Consider the following 12,158-nt stretch of genomic DNA (forward strand, 5'->3'; position numbering starts at 1 on the left):
TCCGCTGGGACGCGAAGACGGCCGGCAAGGGTGACGCGTTCCGTTGGGACAGCTCCGAGCGCTGACGGGCGGTCTTCCCGCCGTGGGAACCTTCTCGCGACGGGAGGGCGCCCGACGGGACGGCCTCAGGTGCGGTCGACGATTCGATCGGGGGTCTCGGTGACGAGCGAGGAGCGGCTCGGCTCGCCCGTGGCGCCGCCACGTGGGCAGGCGTCGCGGCGACGTCTCGCCGGACGCCACGACAGCACCATCGCGGTCCTGGCGGTACTCATGGCTGTCGCCGCCGTCGCCCTGTCCGTCCCTCTCCTCCTCGACGACCTCTCGGACGCCTTGCCCTCGCCGGCGTGGCTGGCCGTCGTCGTGCTCTTCGCGCTGTGCGAGGCCCTCGTCGTCTACCTCCCCTCGACGCGGCACTCCCACACCTTCTCCCTGCGCGAGATCCCTGCCGTGCTCGGGCTCGCCTTCCTGCTGCCGCAGCAGTACCTCAGCGCGTACGTGGTCGGGTCCTTGCTCACGCTGGTCATCTGGTCCCGCCAACGAGGCCTCAAGCTCGCCTTCAACGTCGCCATGTTCGCGCTCGAGGCGAGCGTCGGCCTGATCGCCTACCGCTGGGTGCTGGGGACGGGGGAGGCGAGCGAGCCACAGGGCTGGGTCGCGGCGCTGGTGGCCGTCCTCCTGACCGACCTCATCTCGGCCGCGGCGGTGGGCGCGGCCATCTCCCTGGCCGAGGGGCGTCTCCAGGCGTCGCTGGTCCGCGAGATCGTCACCTCGACGCTCCCGGCCTCGCTCGTCAACACGTGCGCTGCCCTCATCATCGTCATCCTCGTCGAGCTCCGTCCCCAGGCGTTGCCCCTGCTCGCCCTGGTCGTCGGACTCCTGCTGCTCGCGTACCGCTCCTACGTGCGGTTGGGCACGGGGTACGCACGGCTGCAGGCGCTCTACCGCTTCGTCGGGTCGACCGGGGGCGTCTCCGAGCTGGACGAGGCGCTCACCACCGTCCTCGAGGAGGCGAGGGACCTCCTGCGGGCAGAGAGCGCCGGCCTCGTGGTCATGGAGGCCTCGGGGACGCAGGCCGTGGTGTACAGCCTGAGGCGGCGAGCTGAGCAGCTCAGCGCTGTCGGAGGCGGAGGTGGAGGCTTCCTGGTGGGCCGCCGCGACCACCGGGTCGGAGGTCCTGCGCAGGAGCGACGCCCGTGAGAGCCCTCGGAGCACGGATCTCGACCCCCGCGACGGCATCGCCGTGCCGCTCGAGTCGGAGGGCTACCGCGGTGTCCTGCTCGTGACCGACCGGACCTTCGAGAAGGAGACGTTCGGGCCGCAGGACGTCCAGCTCTTCGAGACCCTCGCCGCGCACGCGGCCGTGACGCTGGAGAAGGCTCGGCTGGTCGACCGGCTGCGCCGGGTGGCCCTCGAGCGCGAGTACGACGCGCTCCACGACGCCCTCACCGGGCTGCCGAACCGCCGCGCGTTCAACGAGGCGGTCGCCCGGACGCTCGCCGCGGAGGTCGGCGGCGCCGTCCTGCTCATGGACCTCGACGACTTCAAGGACGTCAACGACACGCTGGGCCACCGCGCCGGTGACGAGCTGCTCCAGATCACCGGCCGCCGGCTGCACGCCGCCGTCGTCGAGGACCTGCCCGACGGGGTCGCCCCGGCGCTGCGGGGCACCGTCGCCCGGCTCGGCGGCGACGAGTTCGCGGTCCTGCTCCCGGGGGTGGGGGAGGTGGAGGCGGAGGCGCGGGCGCACGAGCTGCTCGAGGCCGTCATCGCCCCGGTGCCGCTCCAGGACATCACCCTGACGACGACGGCGAGCTTCGGCGTCGCGCCGATCCCGCCCGGGGCCCGGGACAGCGACGAGCTGCTCGTGCACGCGGACGTGGCCATGTACGCCGCCAAGGCCACGGGGGACGGCGTCGCCTCCTACGTCCCCGAGGACACCGACGCCGTGCACCGGCGGCTCGCCCTGGCCGGCGAGCTGCCCGCCGCGATCGAGGAGCGCCGCTTCGAGATGTGGTGCCAGCCGCAGATCGAGGCCCGGACGGGCGCGGTCACGGGCGTCGAGGCCCTGCTGCGCTGGTGGCACCCGGTCTACGGCTGGGTCCCCCCCGGCGAGGTGGTGGCGATCGCCGAGCGCACCGGCCTGCTGGGCCGGCTCACGCTCGCCGTGCTCGCGGAGTCGCTGCGGCTGCGGTCGGCGTGGGCGCGCGAGGGCCTGGAGCTCGACGTCTCCGTCAACGTCACGGCGCGCGACATCTCCGACCTGGCGCTGCCGGGCTCGGTGGGGGCGCTGCTCGCGGCGACGGGCACCCCGCCGGCCTCGCTGGTCCTCGAGATCACCGAGAGCGGCGTGATGAGCGACCCCGAGCGCAGCCTCGAGGTCCTGGCCTCCCTCGGCCGCCTGGGGGTCGGAGTCAGCGTCGACGACTTCGGCACCGGGCACTCCTCGCTCGCCTACCTCGAGCGTCTGCCCGTGCACGAGGTCAAGATCGACCAGTCCTTCGTCAAGCGGCTGGAGCGGGAGGCCACGGACTCCACCGTCGTCCGGTCGATCGTGCTGCTCGCGCACGACCTCGGCATGCGCGTGGTCGCCGAGGGGGTCGAGAGCGACGTCGCCCGCGAGCGCGTGCAGGCGCTCGGCTGCGAGCTCGTGCAGGGCTTCGTCGTGGCGCGCCCCATGCCGGGCGAGCAGATCCCCCGCTGGGTGGACGAGCACGTCGCGGAGCCGCTCGTCGGGTGAGGCCCCCGCTCCGGTGACCGGGACGCCGCGCCCGATCACCGGGACGCGGGCTCACCTGCGCGTCGTCGACCCCCGCGGCTCCGGGCAGCACGCGCGGGGACCGCCGCGGCCGGCGCGGCGGAGCCTCCGTAGCCTCGTCGCATGACCTCCTCGCCGACCCCCTCGACCGGGGTGCTGGGCACCCTCCCCGGTGCCCTGTCCGGAGGCCCGCTCGACCGTGCCGCGCTGGACGGCCGGGCGGTGCTCGTCGTCAACGTGGCCTCCCGCTGCGGGCTGACCCCGCAGTACGAGGGGCTCGAGCGCCTCCAGGAGCGTTACGCCGACGCCGGCCTCACGGTGCTCGGGGTGCCCTGCAACCAGTTCCACGGGCAGGAGCCCGGCAGCGCCGAGGAGATCGCCGACTTCTGCTCCGCGACCTACGGCGTCAGCTTCCCGATGACGGAGAAGGTGGACGTCAACGGTCCCGACCGTCATCCGCTCTACGAGCACCTCGTGCGGTCGAGCGACGCCGAGGGCGAGGCGGGCGACGTGCGGTGGAACTTCGAGAAGTTCCTCGTCGGGCCCGACGGCGACGTCGTCGCCCGTTTCCGGCCCGGCACCGAGCCGGAGGCGCCCGAGGTCCTCGCGGCGGTCGAGGACGTCCTGCCCCGTCCCTGACCCGGGTCCGCGGCGGCACTCCGGCCGGCGGGCTCCTCACCCGCTCCCTCGCGGCGGTCCCGTCGCACGGGCAGGGGTCGAGAGCACGCGCACCGGACCGGTAGCATCCTCGGCTGTCGCGCCCCACGGGCGCGCACGCCGCCTTAGCTCAGTCGGCTAGAGCGACGCACTCGTAATGCGTAGGTCGTGGGTTCGACTCCCACAGGCGGCTCCCGGGCCACGACGGCCCGCCCCTCGACCCCCGTCGGCGCACGCCACGGGGGTCGACGCGCGTCCGGGCCTGTGCTCCTCCACGGCGGGCGCTCGTCCACGGCGGGTGCCCTTCTACGGGACGTGCTCAGAGCGCCCCACGGCGCCGCAGCTCGCGCAGGCGGGCGAAGACGTGGCGGCGCAGGACGTCGGCGTCGCCGTCGGACAGGTCGACCAGGCGCAGCCCGACGAGCACGCCACGGCTGCCGGCGCGGAAGCGGCGGTGCACGACCTGCGCCGCCAGGGGGCCGGACAGCCCCGCCACGGGCAGCCCGAGCCGCACGCGCTCGCCCTGCTCCAGCCGCAGGGCGACCGGGTCGACGACGCAGCGGGCGCCGGACTCGCTGAGGTCGGCGACGGGGACGTCGAGCGTGCCGGGCGCTCCGTCGCCGGCGCCGTCGCGCGCCAGCGTCGCGCGCAGGTCCACGGGCACGCGCACGGCGTCGCGACGCTGGACCCGCTGCGGGGGCGCGACGACGACGGCGGTCCACCCCGGGCCGGTGCGGCGCTCGAGGAGGGCCGCGACGCCGACGACGTCGCCGTGCTCGCCCCAGACGAGGTCGACCTCCTCGCCCTCGACCATCTCCGTGGGCGTCCCCAGCACGTCGGTGGGCGGCCCGAGCACGAGGCGGTCGTGCCCGCTGTCGAGCAGGCGCGCCGTGAGCGCGGGCGCGGCGCGGTGCGGGGCGACGTCCAGCAGCGAGCCGACGGGGGGCACCGCGTCCGCGGGCAGCAGCCGCCCGCTCGTCCCGCCACGCGCAGCCCCCACGGGCCCTCCTCCTGGTCCGACGGCGGCGTCCGTCCCGCGGTGCCGCGTGCGCGGCCGCAGGCCCCATCGGCGGGCGAGGCCCGTCCCTGAGCCCCGACGTCGACCGGTCCCGCGGCGGGCCGGCGGACGTGCCGCCGGCCGCACGTGCCGCGGCTGCCGCCGTCCCCGGCACACTGGGCGCATGTGCGGTCGGTACGCGAGCTCCGTGCGGGACGCCGAGGTCGTCGACGAGCTGGCGGTCGACGACGTCGTGGGGGACGAGCTGCCGCCGTCGTGGAACGTCGCCCCCACCGACGAGGTCCGCGTCGTGGTCGAGCGCCCGGCCCGCGGCGACGACGGCCCGGGGGAGCCGCGCCGCCAGCTCCGGACGGCGCGCTGGGGGCTCGTGCCCTCGTGGTCGAAGGACCCCTCGACGGGGGCCCGCATGATCAACGCGCGCTCGGAGACCATCACCGAGCGCTCCGCCTTCAAGGCCGCCGCGAGCCGTCGCCGCGCCCTGGTGCCGGCCGACGGGTACTTCGAGTGGCAGGCCGTCGAGGGTCGGCGGCGCAAAACGCCCTGGTTCCTGCGCGCCGACGACGCCTCGCTGCTCACCTTCGCCGGCCTCTACGAGCTCTGGCGCGACCCGTCGAAGGGCGACGACGACCCGGCGCGGTGGCTGTGGTCGGTCTCGGTCGTCACGACGGCCGCGCACGACGCCCTCGGCGCCATCCACGACCGGACCCCGCTCGTCGTCCCGCGGGAGTCGCGGGAGGAGTGGCTGAGCACGGGCACGACGGACCTCGAGGAGGTCCGCCGTCTCGTCGCCTCCCTCCCGGAGCCGCGGCTGGTGCCCCACGTCGTCGGCCCGGAGGTGGGCGACGTCCGCAACGACGGGCCCTCGCTCGTCGAGCCCGTGCCCGACCAGCCCGACCAGCCCGACCAGCCCGACCAGCAGGAGCGGCCCGGCGCCGCGGGCGGGAGGTCCTCGTGAGCGCGTCGGGACGGGGGGACCGCCCGGTCGCCTCGGCCGAGCGGGCCGCCCTGGTGGCCCGGGGCGCACGCTCGGGGGCGGCCCTCGGCGCCGTCGGAGGCCTCGTCAGCGGTCTGGCGGTGCTCGCGCTGACCCCCAGCACGGGGGACGCGCTGCTCGTCGTCCTCGCCCCGGTGCTGCTGTCGGCCGCCGTGGGGGCGGCCACCGGCGCGCTGGGCGGGCGCCTCGTCGCGGCGCAGGTCGAGTCCGGCAACGGCGTCCGGCCGGTCCCCGTGCTCGTCGTCTGCGCGCTCGTCGCCGTCGTGCTGCTCCTGCTCGTCTCGGCCCTGCTGCAGAACCTCGCCGTCGGCCCCGTGCTCGCCGGTGCGGGGGCGGTGCTGGGCCTCGTGCGCGTCGCCGGCCTCGCCCGTGCGGCACGCACGAGGGGGCCGCTGCCGCCGGTGGTCTGACCACCGCACCTGGCCAGGTGGTCGCCGGAGGGCCGGCGGGAGCCGGGACCGGTACCCGGACCGTTACCCGGAGGACCTGCCCACTGAGGGTGACGCCGGTTACCGTCTGACCGGCGCCGCCGTGGTGCCGCCCGAGAGGGGCCGAGGGAGAGGGGGCGGCATGGGCGTGCTGCGTCACGTCGTGTTCCCCGCGCTGCGGCTCGTCGTCTGGACCGTCATCGCCGCCGCGCTCGTCTGGCTCGCCTTCGGCCGGGGGGACGCCGACCTGGGCGGGACCGAGGCCGCCGCGCCGTCGGTCGAGCTGACGCCGCCGGAGACCACCGTCACGACCGGCGACGTCACGAACACGGTCGTCCTCACGGGCACCGTGGCCGACGACGCCGCCGTGGAGGTCCGCAGCACCGGGGCCGGCGAGGTGGACGACCTGCGGGTCGCCGTCGGCGACGCCGTGGAGGAGGGGGCGCCGCTCGTCGACGTCACCGTCCTGGAGGAGCGGCCCGACACCACCGAGACGCTGCCCGACGGCACGACGACGACCGTCCCGCAGGACCCGGTCGCGACGACGGAGGTCGTGCGGGCGACCGCCGACGGCACCGTCACGTCGCTGCCGGTGCTGGAGGACCAGGTCGTCTCGGTCGGGGACGTCGTCGCCTCGGTCTCCCCGGGCACGCTGTCGGTCTCGGCGCCGCTGACGCAGGAGCAGCAGTTCCGGCTGCTGGAGCCGCCGTCGGAGGCCACCGTCACGGTGCCCGGCGGTCCCGCGCCGTTCACGTGCACCGACGTCAGCACCGGGGTCCCCGAGGGCGGGGAGGCCGGGGGCGGCGACGCCGCGGCCGCGGACCCCTTCGCGGACCCCTTCGCCGGGGCCGCGAGCGCGCCCACCGGCGCCGAGGTGACGTGCCGGGTCCCCCCGGACGCCACGGCCTTCGCGGGCCTGTCCGCCGAGCTCGAGCTGACCGCCGGGTCCGCCGAGGGCGTCCTCGTCCTCCCGGTGACGGCCGTGCGCGGCAGCATCGGCACGGGAGACGTCTGGCTCGTCGACCCGGGGACCGGGGAGGCCGCGCAGACGCAGGTCGAGCTCGGCCTGACCGACGGCACGCAGGTCGAGATCCGCGGCGGTCTCGCGGAGGGCGACTCCGTCCTGGAGTTCGTGCCCGGCAGCGACACGGTCGAGGACCCCTACGCCGTCGGCCCGTTCGGGTGAGCCGGTCCGAGAGCCCGCGGTCACGGCGCCGGGGGCCCCGCCGGCACCCCGGCCCGGTCGGGGAGCTGCGCCTCGAGGGCGTCGGCCGACGCGTCGAGCTGCCCGACGGCGGGCACCTCGACGTGCTGAGCGGCGTGGACCTCGTCGTGGAGCCCGGCGAGCACGTCGCCGTCGTCGGCCGCTCCGGCTCCGGCAAGTCGACGCTGCTGAACGTGCTCGGCCTCCTCGACACGCCGACGAGCGGGCGGTACCTGCTGGACGGCGTCGACGCCTCCCGCCTGCCCGGTCGACGCCGGGCGCGCCTGCGCGGGGAGTCCTTCGGCTTCGTCTTCCAGCAGTTCAACCTGCTGCCGCGCCGGACGGCCGTCGAGAACGTGGCCGCGCCGCTGCTCTACGCCCGGGGACGGGCGTTCTGGACGCGAGGGCGCCGGGCCCGCGAGGCGCTGCGGCGGGTGGGCCTCGGCCACCGCCTGGAGGCCGTGCCCGAGCGGCTGTCGGGCGGCGAGCAGCAGCGCGTGGCCGTCGCGCGGGCGCTCGTGCGGCGCCCCCGCGTGCTCCTCGCCGACGAGCCGACGGGCGCCCTGGACGTCGACACCGGCGCCGCCGTCATGGACCTGCTCGAGGAGCTCGTGACCGCGCAGGGGACGACGCTCGTCACCATCACCCACGACCTGTCCGTCGCCGCCCGGGCCGACCGGGTGCTGCGCCTGGACCACGGCGTCCTGACCCCCGTGGGGGACGCCGACGTCGCCGCCTCGACGGCCGACCGGGACGAGCTCGTCCTGCCCGACCCGCAGGAGCCCTCGGGCCTCGACGGGCCCGTCGGCCCGGCACCGGAGCCGGCCGAAGGCCCCGCCGACCAGACCGGCGCGGACGAGCCCCTCGTGGACGGGGCCGGCGCGGACGGGGCCGTCCCGGCGACCGAGCCGGTGCCCGCCGGGCCCGCCGCCGGGCCCGCCGCCGGGCCCGTCGCCGGGTCGGGCGGGTGGCGTCGCCGTCGTCGCCTCCTGGGCGCGCGCGGGTGACCGGCCTCGTCGGCGTCCTCGCCGAGGCGTGGGGCGAGGTGCGCGTGCACCGGGTGCGCGTCGTCCTGTCGCTCGTCGGCGTCTTCCTCGCCGTCCTCGCCCTGACGACCGTCACGGCCGTCGGCGCCATGGGGCGCCAGCTCGTCACGGAGGAGGCCGAGCGGATCGGGGGGCGGCCGGCGACGGTCCTCGTCGACGCCTACCCCGACACGGGGGAATTGGACCGCGAGCAGGCCTCGGCCGTCCTCGACGAGTTCGTCGAGCGCCACCAGGTGCGGTGGTCCACCACCGGCGGCTACGGCACCGACGTCGTCGTCCGCTTCCCGGACGGCGCGCAGACCGCGACGATGACCCCCGTCGACCCGGCGTACGGCGTCATCCACCGCGTCGTCACCGAGGAGGGCCGGTGGTTCACCGACGACGACGTCCTCGCCCTCGCCCCGCCGCTGGTCGTCAACCGTGCCTTCGCCGACGCCCTCGGCGGCTTCTCCGCGCAGGACCCGAGGACGGTCCAGCTCGGCGGCAGCACGCCGGTCACGGCCGTCGTCGTCGGCGTCGTCGACGACGGGCAGGTGGACTACCCGAGCGGCTACCTGCTGCACCAGCACGCCGAGCGGTGGATCCCCGACGCGCTCGCGGGCTCCTCGGTCAGCGTGGAGATGTGGGTCCCGCCGGACGACGCGGACGCGGTGGTCGCGCTGGCCACCGACGAGCTGTCCGGCGCCGTCCCCGGGGCCACGGTGCAGGCCTACCGCAGCGACAGCGCGGAGGGCCTCGCCGTGCTCGACCTCGTCCTGGCCTACGGGGTGCGCGGCGCCGGCCTGTTCGCGCTGCTGCTCGGCGGCATCGGCGTGCTGAACGTCGGCCTCGTGACGGTGCGCCAGCGGATCCGGGAGATCGGGGTGCGCCGCAGCTTCGGCGCGACGTCGACCCGCGTGTTCACCGCCGTCCTGCTGGAGAGCGTCGTCGCCACGACGCTGGCCGGCGCCGCCGCCGTGGTGGTCTCGGTCGCCGTCGTGACCAACCTGCCGCTGGACCTGCTGGCCGGCACCGGCCTGTCCCTCACCGACGTCCCGCCCTTCCCGGTGCGCGCCGCCGTCGAGGGCCTCGTCGCCGCCGTGGCGGTGGGGGCGCTCGCCGGCCTCGTCCCCGCCGTCATGGCCGTGCGCGCCCGCGTCGTGGACGCGATCCGGTACTGACGCCGACCGACCGACCGGCCGGCGTCGGCGGGCCGCACCTCCGCAGGCCGCGGGCCGGCTGCGGGAGGTCGCGGGTAGCGTCCTCGCGTGCCCCGCTCCCGCGCCCGCAGCGCCGGGCCGTCGGCGTCGGGCGCGAGCCCGCGGGCGGGTCTCCCGGAGCAGGCCCCGGAGCAGGCCCCTGAGCAGGGCCCTGAGCAGGCCCCGGGCCGGGTCGAGGGCTACCGACGGGGCGAGCCGGGCCTGCGACGGGCGTCGCTCGCGCTCTTCCTCGGCGCGCTCGTCGTCTTCGCGCTGCTGTACGTGCCGCAGCCGCTGCTGCCGCTGCTCGCCGACGACTTCGGCGTCACCCCCGGCGCCTCCACGCTGTCGGTGTCGGCGGCCACCGCCGGCCTCGCGCTCGGCCTGCTGGTCGCCGCGCCCCTGTCCGAGCGGCTCGGGCGCACGCGCCTGGTCTACGTCTCCCTCCTGTCGGCCGGGGCGCTCGGCCTGGCGTGCGCGCTGGCGCCCACGTGGCCCGCGCTCGTGGCGCTGCGGGGGGCGCAGGGCGTCGTGCTGGCCGGGCTGCCCGCGGTGGCCGTGGCCTACCTGCGCGAGGAGGTGCACGCCTCCGCCGCCGGCTGGGCCACCGGGCTCTACGTCGGCGGCAACGCGGTCGGCGGGATGGTCGGCCGGCTGCTCTCCGGCGGTCTCGCCGAGGTGGGGGGCTGGCGCCTGGCGGCGGCCGTGACGGCGGTGGGCGCGCTCGGCTGCGCCCTCGTCGTGCGGCGTCTGCTGCCGGCCTCGCGGCGCTTCACCCCGGCGCCCGCGGGGGTGCGCGAGCTCGGGCGCCGGACGTGGGGCGTGCTGACCGACCCCGCGCTGCTGGCGCTGTACGGGCTGGCGTTCCTGCTCATGGGTGGGTTCGTCGCCGTCTTCAACGCCGTGGGCTTCCGCCTCGCGGCGGCGCCGTACGGCCTGGGCACCGGCCTGGCGGGGCTCGTCTTCGTGGTCTACGCGCTGGGCTCGGTGTCCTCGACCGCCGCCGGGCGCCTCGCCGACGTCGTCGGGCGGCGGGTCGTCGTCCCGGTGGCGGTGCTCGTCGCCGTCGCGGGCCTCGCGACCACGCTCGCCGGCCCGCTGCCGCTCGTCGTCGTGGGCCTCGCCGTGCTGACCACGGGCTTCTTCGCCGCCCACGGCGTCGCGAGCGGGTGGGTCGGGGCCCGCGCCGGCGTCGGCGGCCGGGCGACGGCGCAGGCGGCCTCGACCTACCTCGTCGCCTACTACGCCGGCTCGTCGGTCGGCGGCACGCTCGCGGGCGCGGCCTGGGCGGACGCCCGCTGGCCCGGCGTCGTCGTCCTCGCGGGCGCCTGCCTGCTCGGCGCTCTCGCGCTGGCCCTCCTCCTGCAGCGCACCCGCTCGCTGCTGCCGGCCCCGGCGCGGCCGACGGCGGAGGGTGCGCCGTGAGCCCGCGCGGCGCAGCGTCCTCCGCCCGGCACGCCGCTCCCCGTCGGCAGGGGGGCCGTCGGCGGGACCGCTTCGAGGGCGCGATCGCCGGGGTGGGGACGCGCGAGGGCACGCGCGTCGTCCTCGGGCACTGGCGGCGATCGCCCTTCGGGCCCGGGGCCGCGGGCGCCTTCACCGACGTCATGGTCGAGCGGGCCGACGGGCACCGGGTCCTGCTCGCCCCGACCCGGGCCGTCGCCGACTACGTCGCGGCCGTCTACCGCTTCGACGAGGTACGCGTCGTCGACGTCCGCGTGCTCACGCCGCCCGTGGCCCCGGGGGCGGTGTGGCGGGTCGAGGCCGGTCCGCTGCGCCTGGCCGTCGAGGTGGGCCGCCGGACGCCGCTGGGGTGGCTGCTCCGCGCGGTCCCGGGTCCGCTGGCCGCCGCGCCGGCGTGGGCCGAGGCGGTCGACCCGGTCGCCCGCCGCGTCCTGCGCGGCGTCAGCACCCGCGGCAGCGCCGGGGGCGGCCGGCGCGAGTGGTACGGGGCCCGGGACGTCCGGTCCGTCACCGCGGCGACGACGTCCTGGGACGGCCTGGACCTCGGTCCGCTGGCCCCCGTCGAGCCCCCGGTCCGCTTCGGCTTCGGCTCGACGCCGCCGGCGCCCTCGCTCGTCCGGGTCGTCTCGACCGTCGAGGCCGCCTGAGCCCTGAGCCCTGAGCCCGGCCGCGGCGCCGAGGGCCGCGGCCGGCCCTCGGGGCGGCTCAGACGGCGCTGCGGCGGGCGCCCGAGAAAACCTCGACGAGCTTCGCCGAGAAGGCCGGGATGTCGTCGGGGTTGCGGCTGGTCACGAGCCCGGAGTCCACGCACACCTCCTGGTCCACGCGGTGCCCGCCGGCGTTGCGGATGTCGGTCGTCAGGCTCGGCCACGAGGTCAGGGTCCGGCCCCGCACGACGTCCGCCTCGACGAGCGTCCACGGCCCGTGGCAGATGGCGCCCACGGGCTTGCCCGAGGCGACGAAGTCCCGCACGAAGGTGACGGCGTCGTCGGAGAGCCGCAGCTTGTCGGGGTTGACGACGCCGCCGGGCAGGACCAGGGCGTCGTAGGAGGTGGGGTCGACCGAGCCGACGGCGCGGTCGGGCGTGAACGTGTCCGCGGGGTGGATGTCGCTGTTCACCGCCTGGATCGGGTCGGTGCCGGGCGAGAGGAGGTGCACGGTCGCGCCCTCGGCCTCGAGCGCCTTCCGCGGCTCGACGTACTCGACCTGCTCGACGCCGTCGGCGGCGAGGAAGGCGACGGTGAGCCCGTCCAGTGATCCGGCCATGGGGGTCCTCCTAGGACGACGGTCGCCCGGGGCGGACGCCCGGGCGGGACGGCGGCCTGCGTGAGGCGCGCCGCTGTCCGGGCACCGTAGGCACGGGCGCCGCGGTGCCGCCCGGCGAGCACCCCGCGGGACGCCCCCGCGTGGGCGC

12 protein-coding genes and 1 tRNA gene are annotated in these 12,158 nt (G+C 77.1%); 11 read left to right on the top strand and 2 right to left on the bottom strand.

Features of this window, described 5'->3' with window-relative positions; all coding sequences use genetic code 11:
* Positions 1 to 159: 159 nt before the first annotated feature.
* The 4 genes from WDZ17_RS02280 to WDZ17_RS02295 all read left to right on the top strand — a co-directional run bounded on the left by WDZ17_RS02280 (position 160) and on the right by WDZ17_RS02295 (position 3,605).
* On the top strand, positions 160 to 1,197 hold the full coding sequence (locus WDZ17_RS02280) for a hypothetical protein (RefSeq protein ID WP_339573513.1): 1,038 nt from the start codon (positions 160 to 162) through the stop codon (positions 1,195 to 1,197).
* Positions 1,130 to 2,737 carry a putative bifunctional diguanylate cyclase/phosphodiesterase gene (locus WDZ17_RS02285; protein WP_494516965.1) on the top strand — a complete coding sequence of 536 codons (1,608 nt, stop codon included), beginning with the start codon at positions 1,130 to 1,132 and terminating at the stop codon, positions 2,735 to 2,737. The genes WDZ17_RS02280 and WDZ17_RS02285 overlap by 68 nt, the downstream gene beginning before the upstream one ends.
* 141 nt (positions 2,738 to 2,878) lie before the next feature.
* Complete coding sequence (locus tag WDZ17_RS02290) at positions 2,879 to 3,394, top strand: glutathione peroxidase (protein WP_339573515.1); 516 nt, start codon at positions 2,879 to 2,881, stop codon at positions 3,392 to 3,394.
* A 137-nt stretch (positions 3,395 to 3,531) separates the two neighbouring features.
* Positions 3,532 to 3,605 (top strand) — tRNA-Thr (locus WDZ17_RS02295).
* A gap of 126 nt (positions 3,606 to 3,731) precedes the next feature.
* On the opposite strand, the gene WDZ17_RS02300 is transcribed toward WDZ17_RS02295, so the two are convergent.
* The gene (locus WDZ17_RS02300; RefSeq protein ID WP_339573516.1) at positions 3,732 to 4,412 is read right to left on the bottom strand and encodes a flagellar brake protein; all 681 of its coding nucleotides are present in this window, start codon (positions 4,410 to 4,412) and stop codon (positions 3,732 to 3,734) included.
* 181 nt (positions 4,413 to 4,593) lie between these two features.
* On the opposite strand from WDZ17_RS02300, the gene WDZ17_RS02305 reads away from it, so the two are divergent.
* From WDZ17_RS02305 to WDZ17_RS02335, 7 genes are all read left to right on the top strand, one after another.
* Positions 4,594 to 5,385: an SOS response-associated peptidase gene (locus WDZ17_RS02305; protein WP_339573517.1), complete on the top strand. Its 792-nt coding sequence runs from the start codon at positions 4,594 to 4,596 to the stop codon at positions 5,383 to 5,385.
* Entirely contained in the window at positions 5,382 to 5,834 is a 453-nt protein-coding gene (locus WDZ17_RS02310; RefSeq protein WP_339573518.1) for a hypothetical protein, read from the top strand. Before WDZ17_RS02305 ends, WDZ17_RS02310 begins: the two co-directional genes overlap by 4 nt.
* A 160-nt stretch (positions 5,835 to 5,994) precedes the next feature.
* Positions 5,995 to 7,038 carry an efflux RND transporter periplasmic adaptor subunit gene (locus WDZ17_RS02315; protein WP_339573519.1) on the top strand — a complete coding sequence of 348 codons (1,044 nt, stop codon included), beginning with the start codon at positions 5,995 to 5,997 and terminating at the stop codon, positions 7,036 to 7,038.
* Entirely contained in the window at positions 7,035 to 8,063 is a 1,029-nt protein-coding gene (locus WDZ17_RS02320) for an ABC transporter ATP-binding protein (protein ID WP_339573520.1), read from the top strand. Before WDZ17_RS02315 ends, WDZ17_RS02320 begins: the two co-directional genes overlap by 4 nt.
* A complete protein-coding gene (locus WDZ17_RS02325) occupies positions 8,060 to 9,262 on the top strand; it encodes an ABC transporter permease (protein WP_339573521.1) in 1,203 nt (400 codons plus the stop codon). The genes WDZ17_RS02320 and WDZ17_RS02325 overlap by 4 nt, the downstream gene beginning before the upstream one ends.
* Before the next feature lie 87 nt (positions 9,263 to 9,349).
* On the top strand, positions 9,350 to 10,705 hold the full coding sequence (locus tag WDZ17_RS02330) for an MFS transporter (RefSeq protein ID WP_339573522.1): 1,356 nt from the start codon (positions 9,350 to 9,352) through the stop codon (positions 10,703 to 10,705).
* A gap of 83 nt (positions 10,706 to 10,788) precedes the next feature.
* The gene (locus WDZ17_RS02335; protein ID WP_422631796.1) at positions 10,789 to 11,391 is read left to right on the top strand and encodes a hypothetical protein; all 603 of its coding nucleotides are present in this window, start codon (positions 10,789 to 10,791) and stop codon (positions 11,389 to 11,391) included.
* 58 nt (positions 11,392 to 11,449) lie between these two features.
* Here WDZ17_RS02335 and WDZ17_RS02340 read toward each other — a convergent pair whose 3' ends face one another.
* The gene (locus tag WDZ17_RS02340) at positions 11,450 to 12,010 is read right to left on the bottom strand and encodes a type 1 glutamine amidotransferase domain-containing protein (protein ID WP_339573524.1); all 561 of its coding nucleotides are present in this window, start codon (positions 12,008 to 12,010) and stop codon (positions 11,450 to 11,452) included.
* Positions 12,011 to 12,158 lie beyond the last annotated feature (148 nt).

The organism is Pseudokineococcus basanitobsidens (assembly GCF_037482545.1).
GTDB classification, from domain to species: Bacteria; Actinomycetota; Actinomycetes; order Actinomycetales; family Quadrisphaeraceae; genus Pseudokineococcus; species Pseudokineococcus basanitobsidens.

What these genes read in the sequence shown, in the direction of transcription:
- WDZ17_RS02315 (WP_339573519.1), top strand. Translation starts at nt 5,995, where the DNA reads ATGGGCGTGCTGCGTCACGTCGTGTTCCCCGCGCTGCGGCTCGTCGTC.
- WDZ17_RS02340 (WP_339573524.1), bottom strand. Translation starts at nt 12,010, where the DNA reads ATGGCCGGATCACTGGACGGGCTCACCGTCGCCTTCCTCGCCGCCGAC.
- WDZ17_RS02305 (WP_339573517.1), top strand. Translation starts at nt 4,594, where the DNA reads ATGTGCGGTCGGTACGCGAGCTCCGTGCGGGACGCCGAGGTCGTCGAC.
- WDZ17_RS02290 (WP_339573515.1), top strand. Translation starts at nt 2,879, where the DNA reads ATGACCTCCTCGCCGACCCCCTCGACCGGGGTGCTGGGCACCCTCCCC.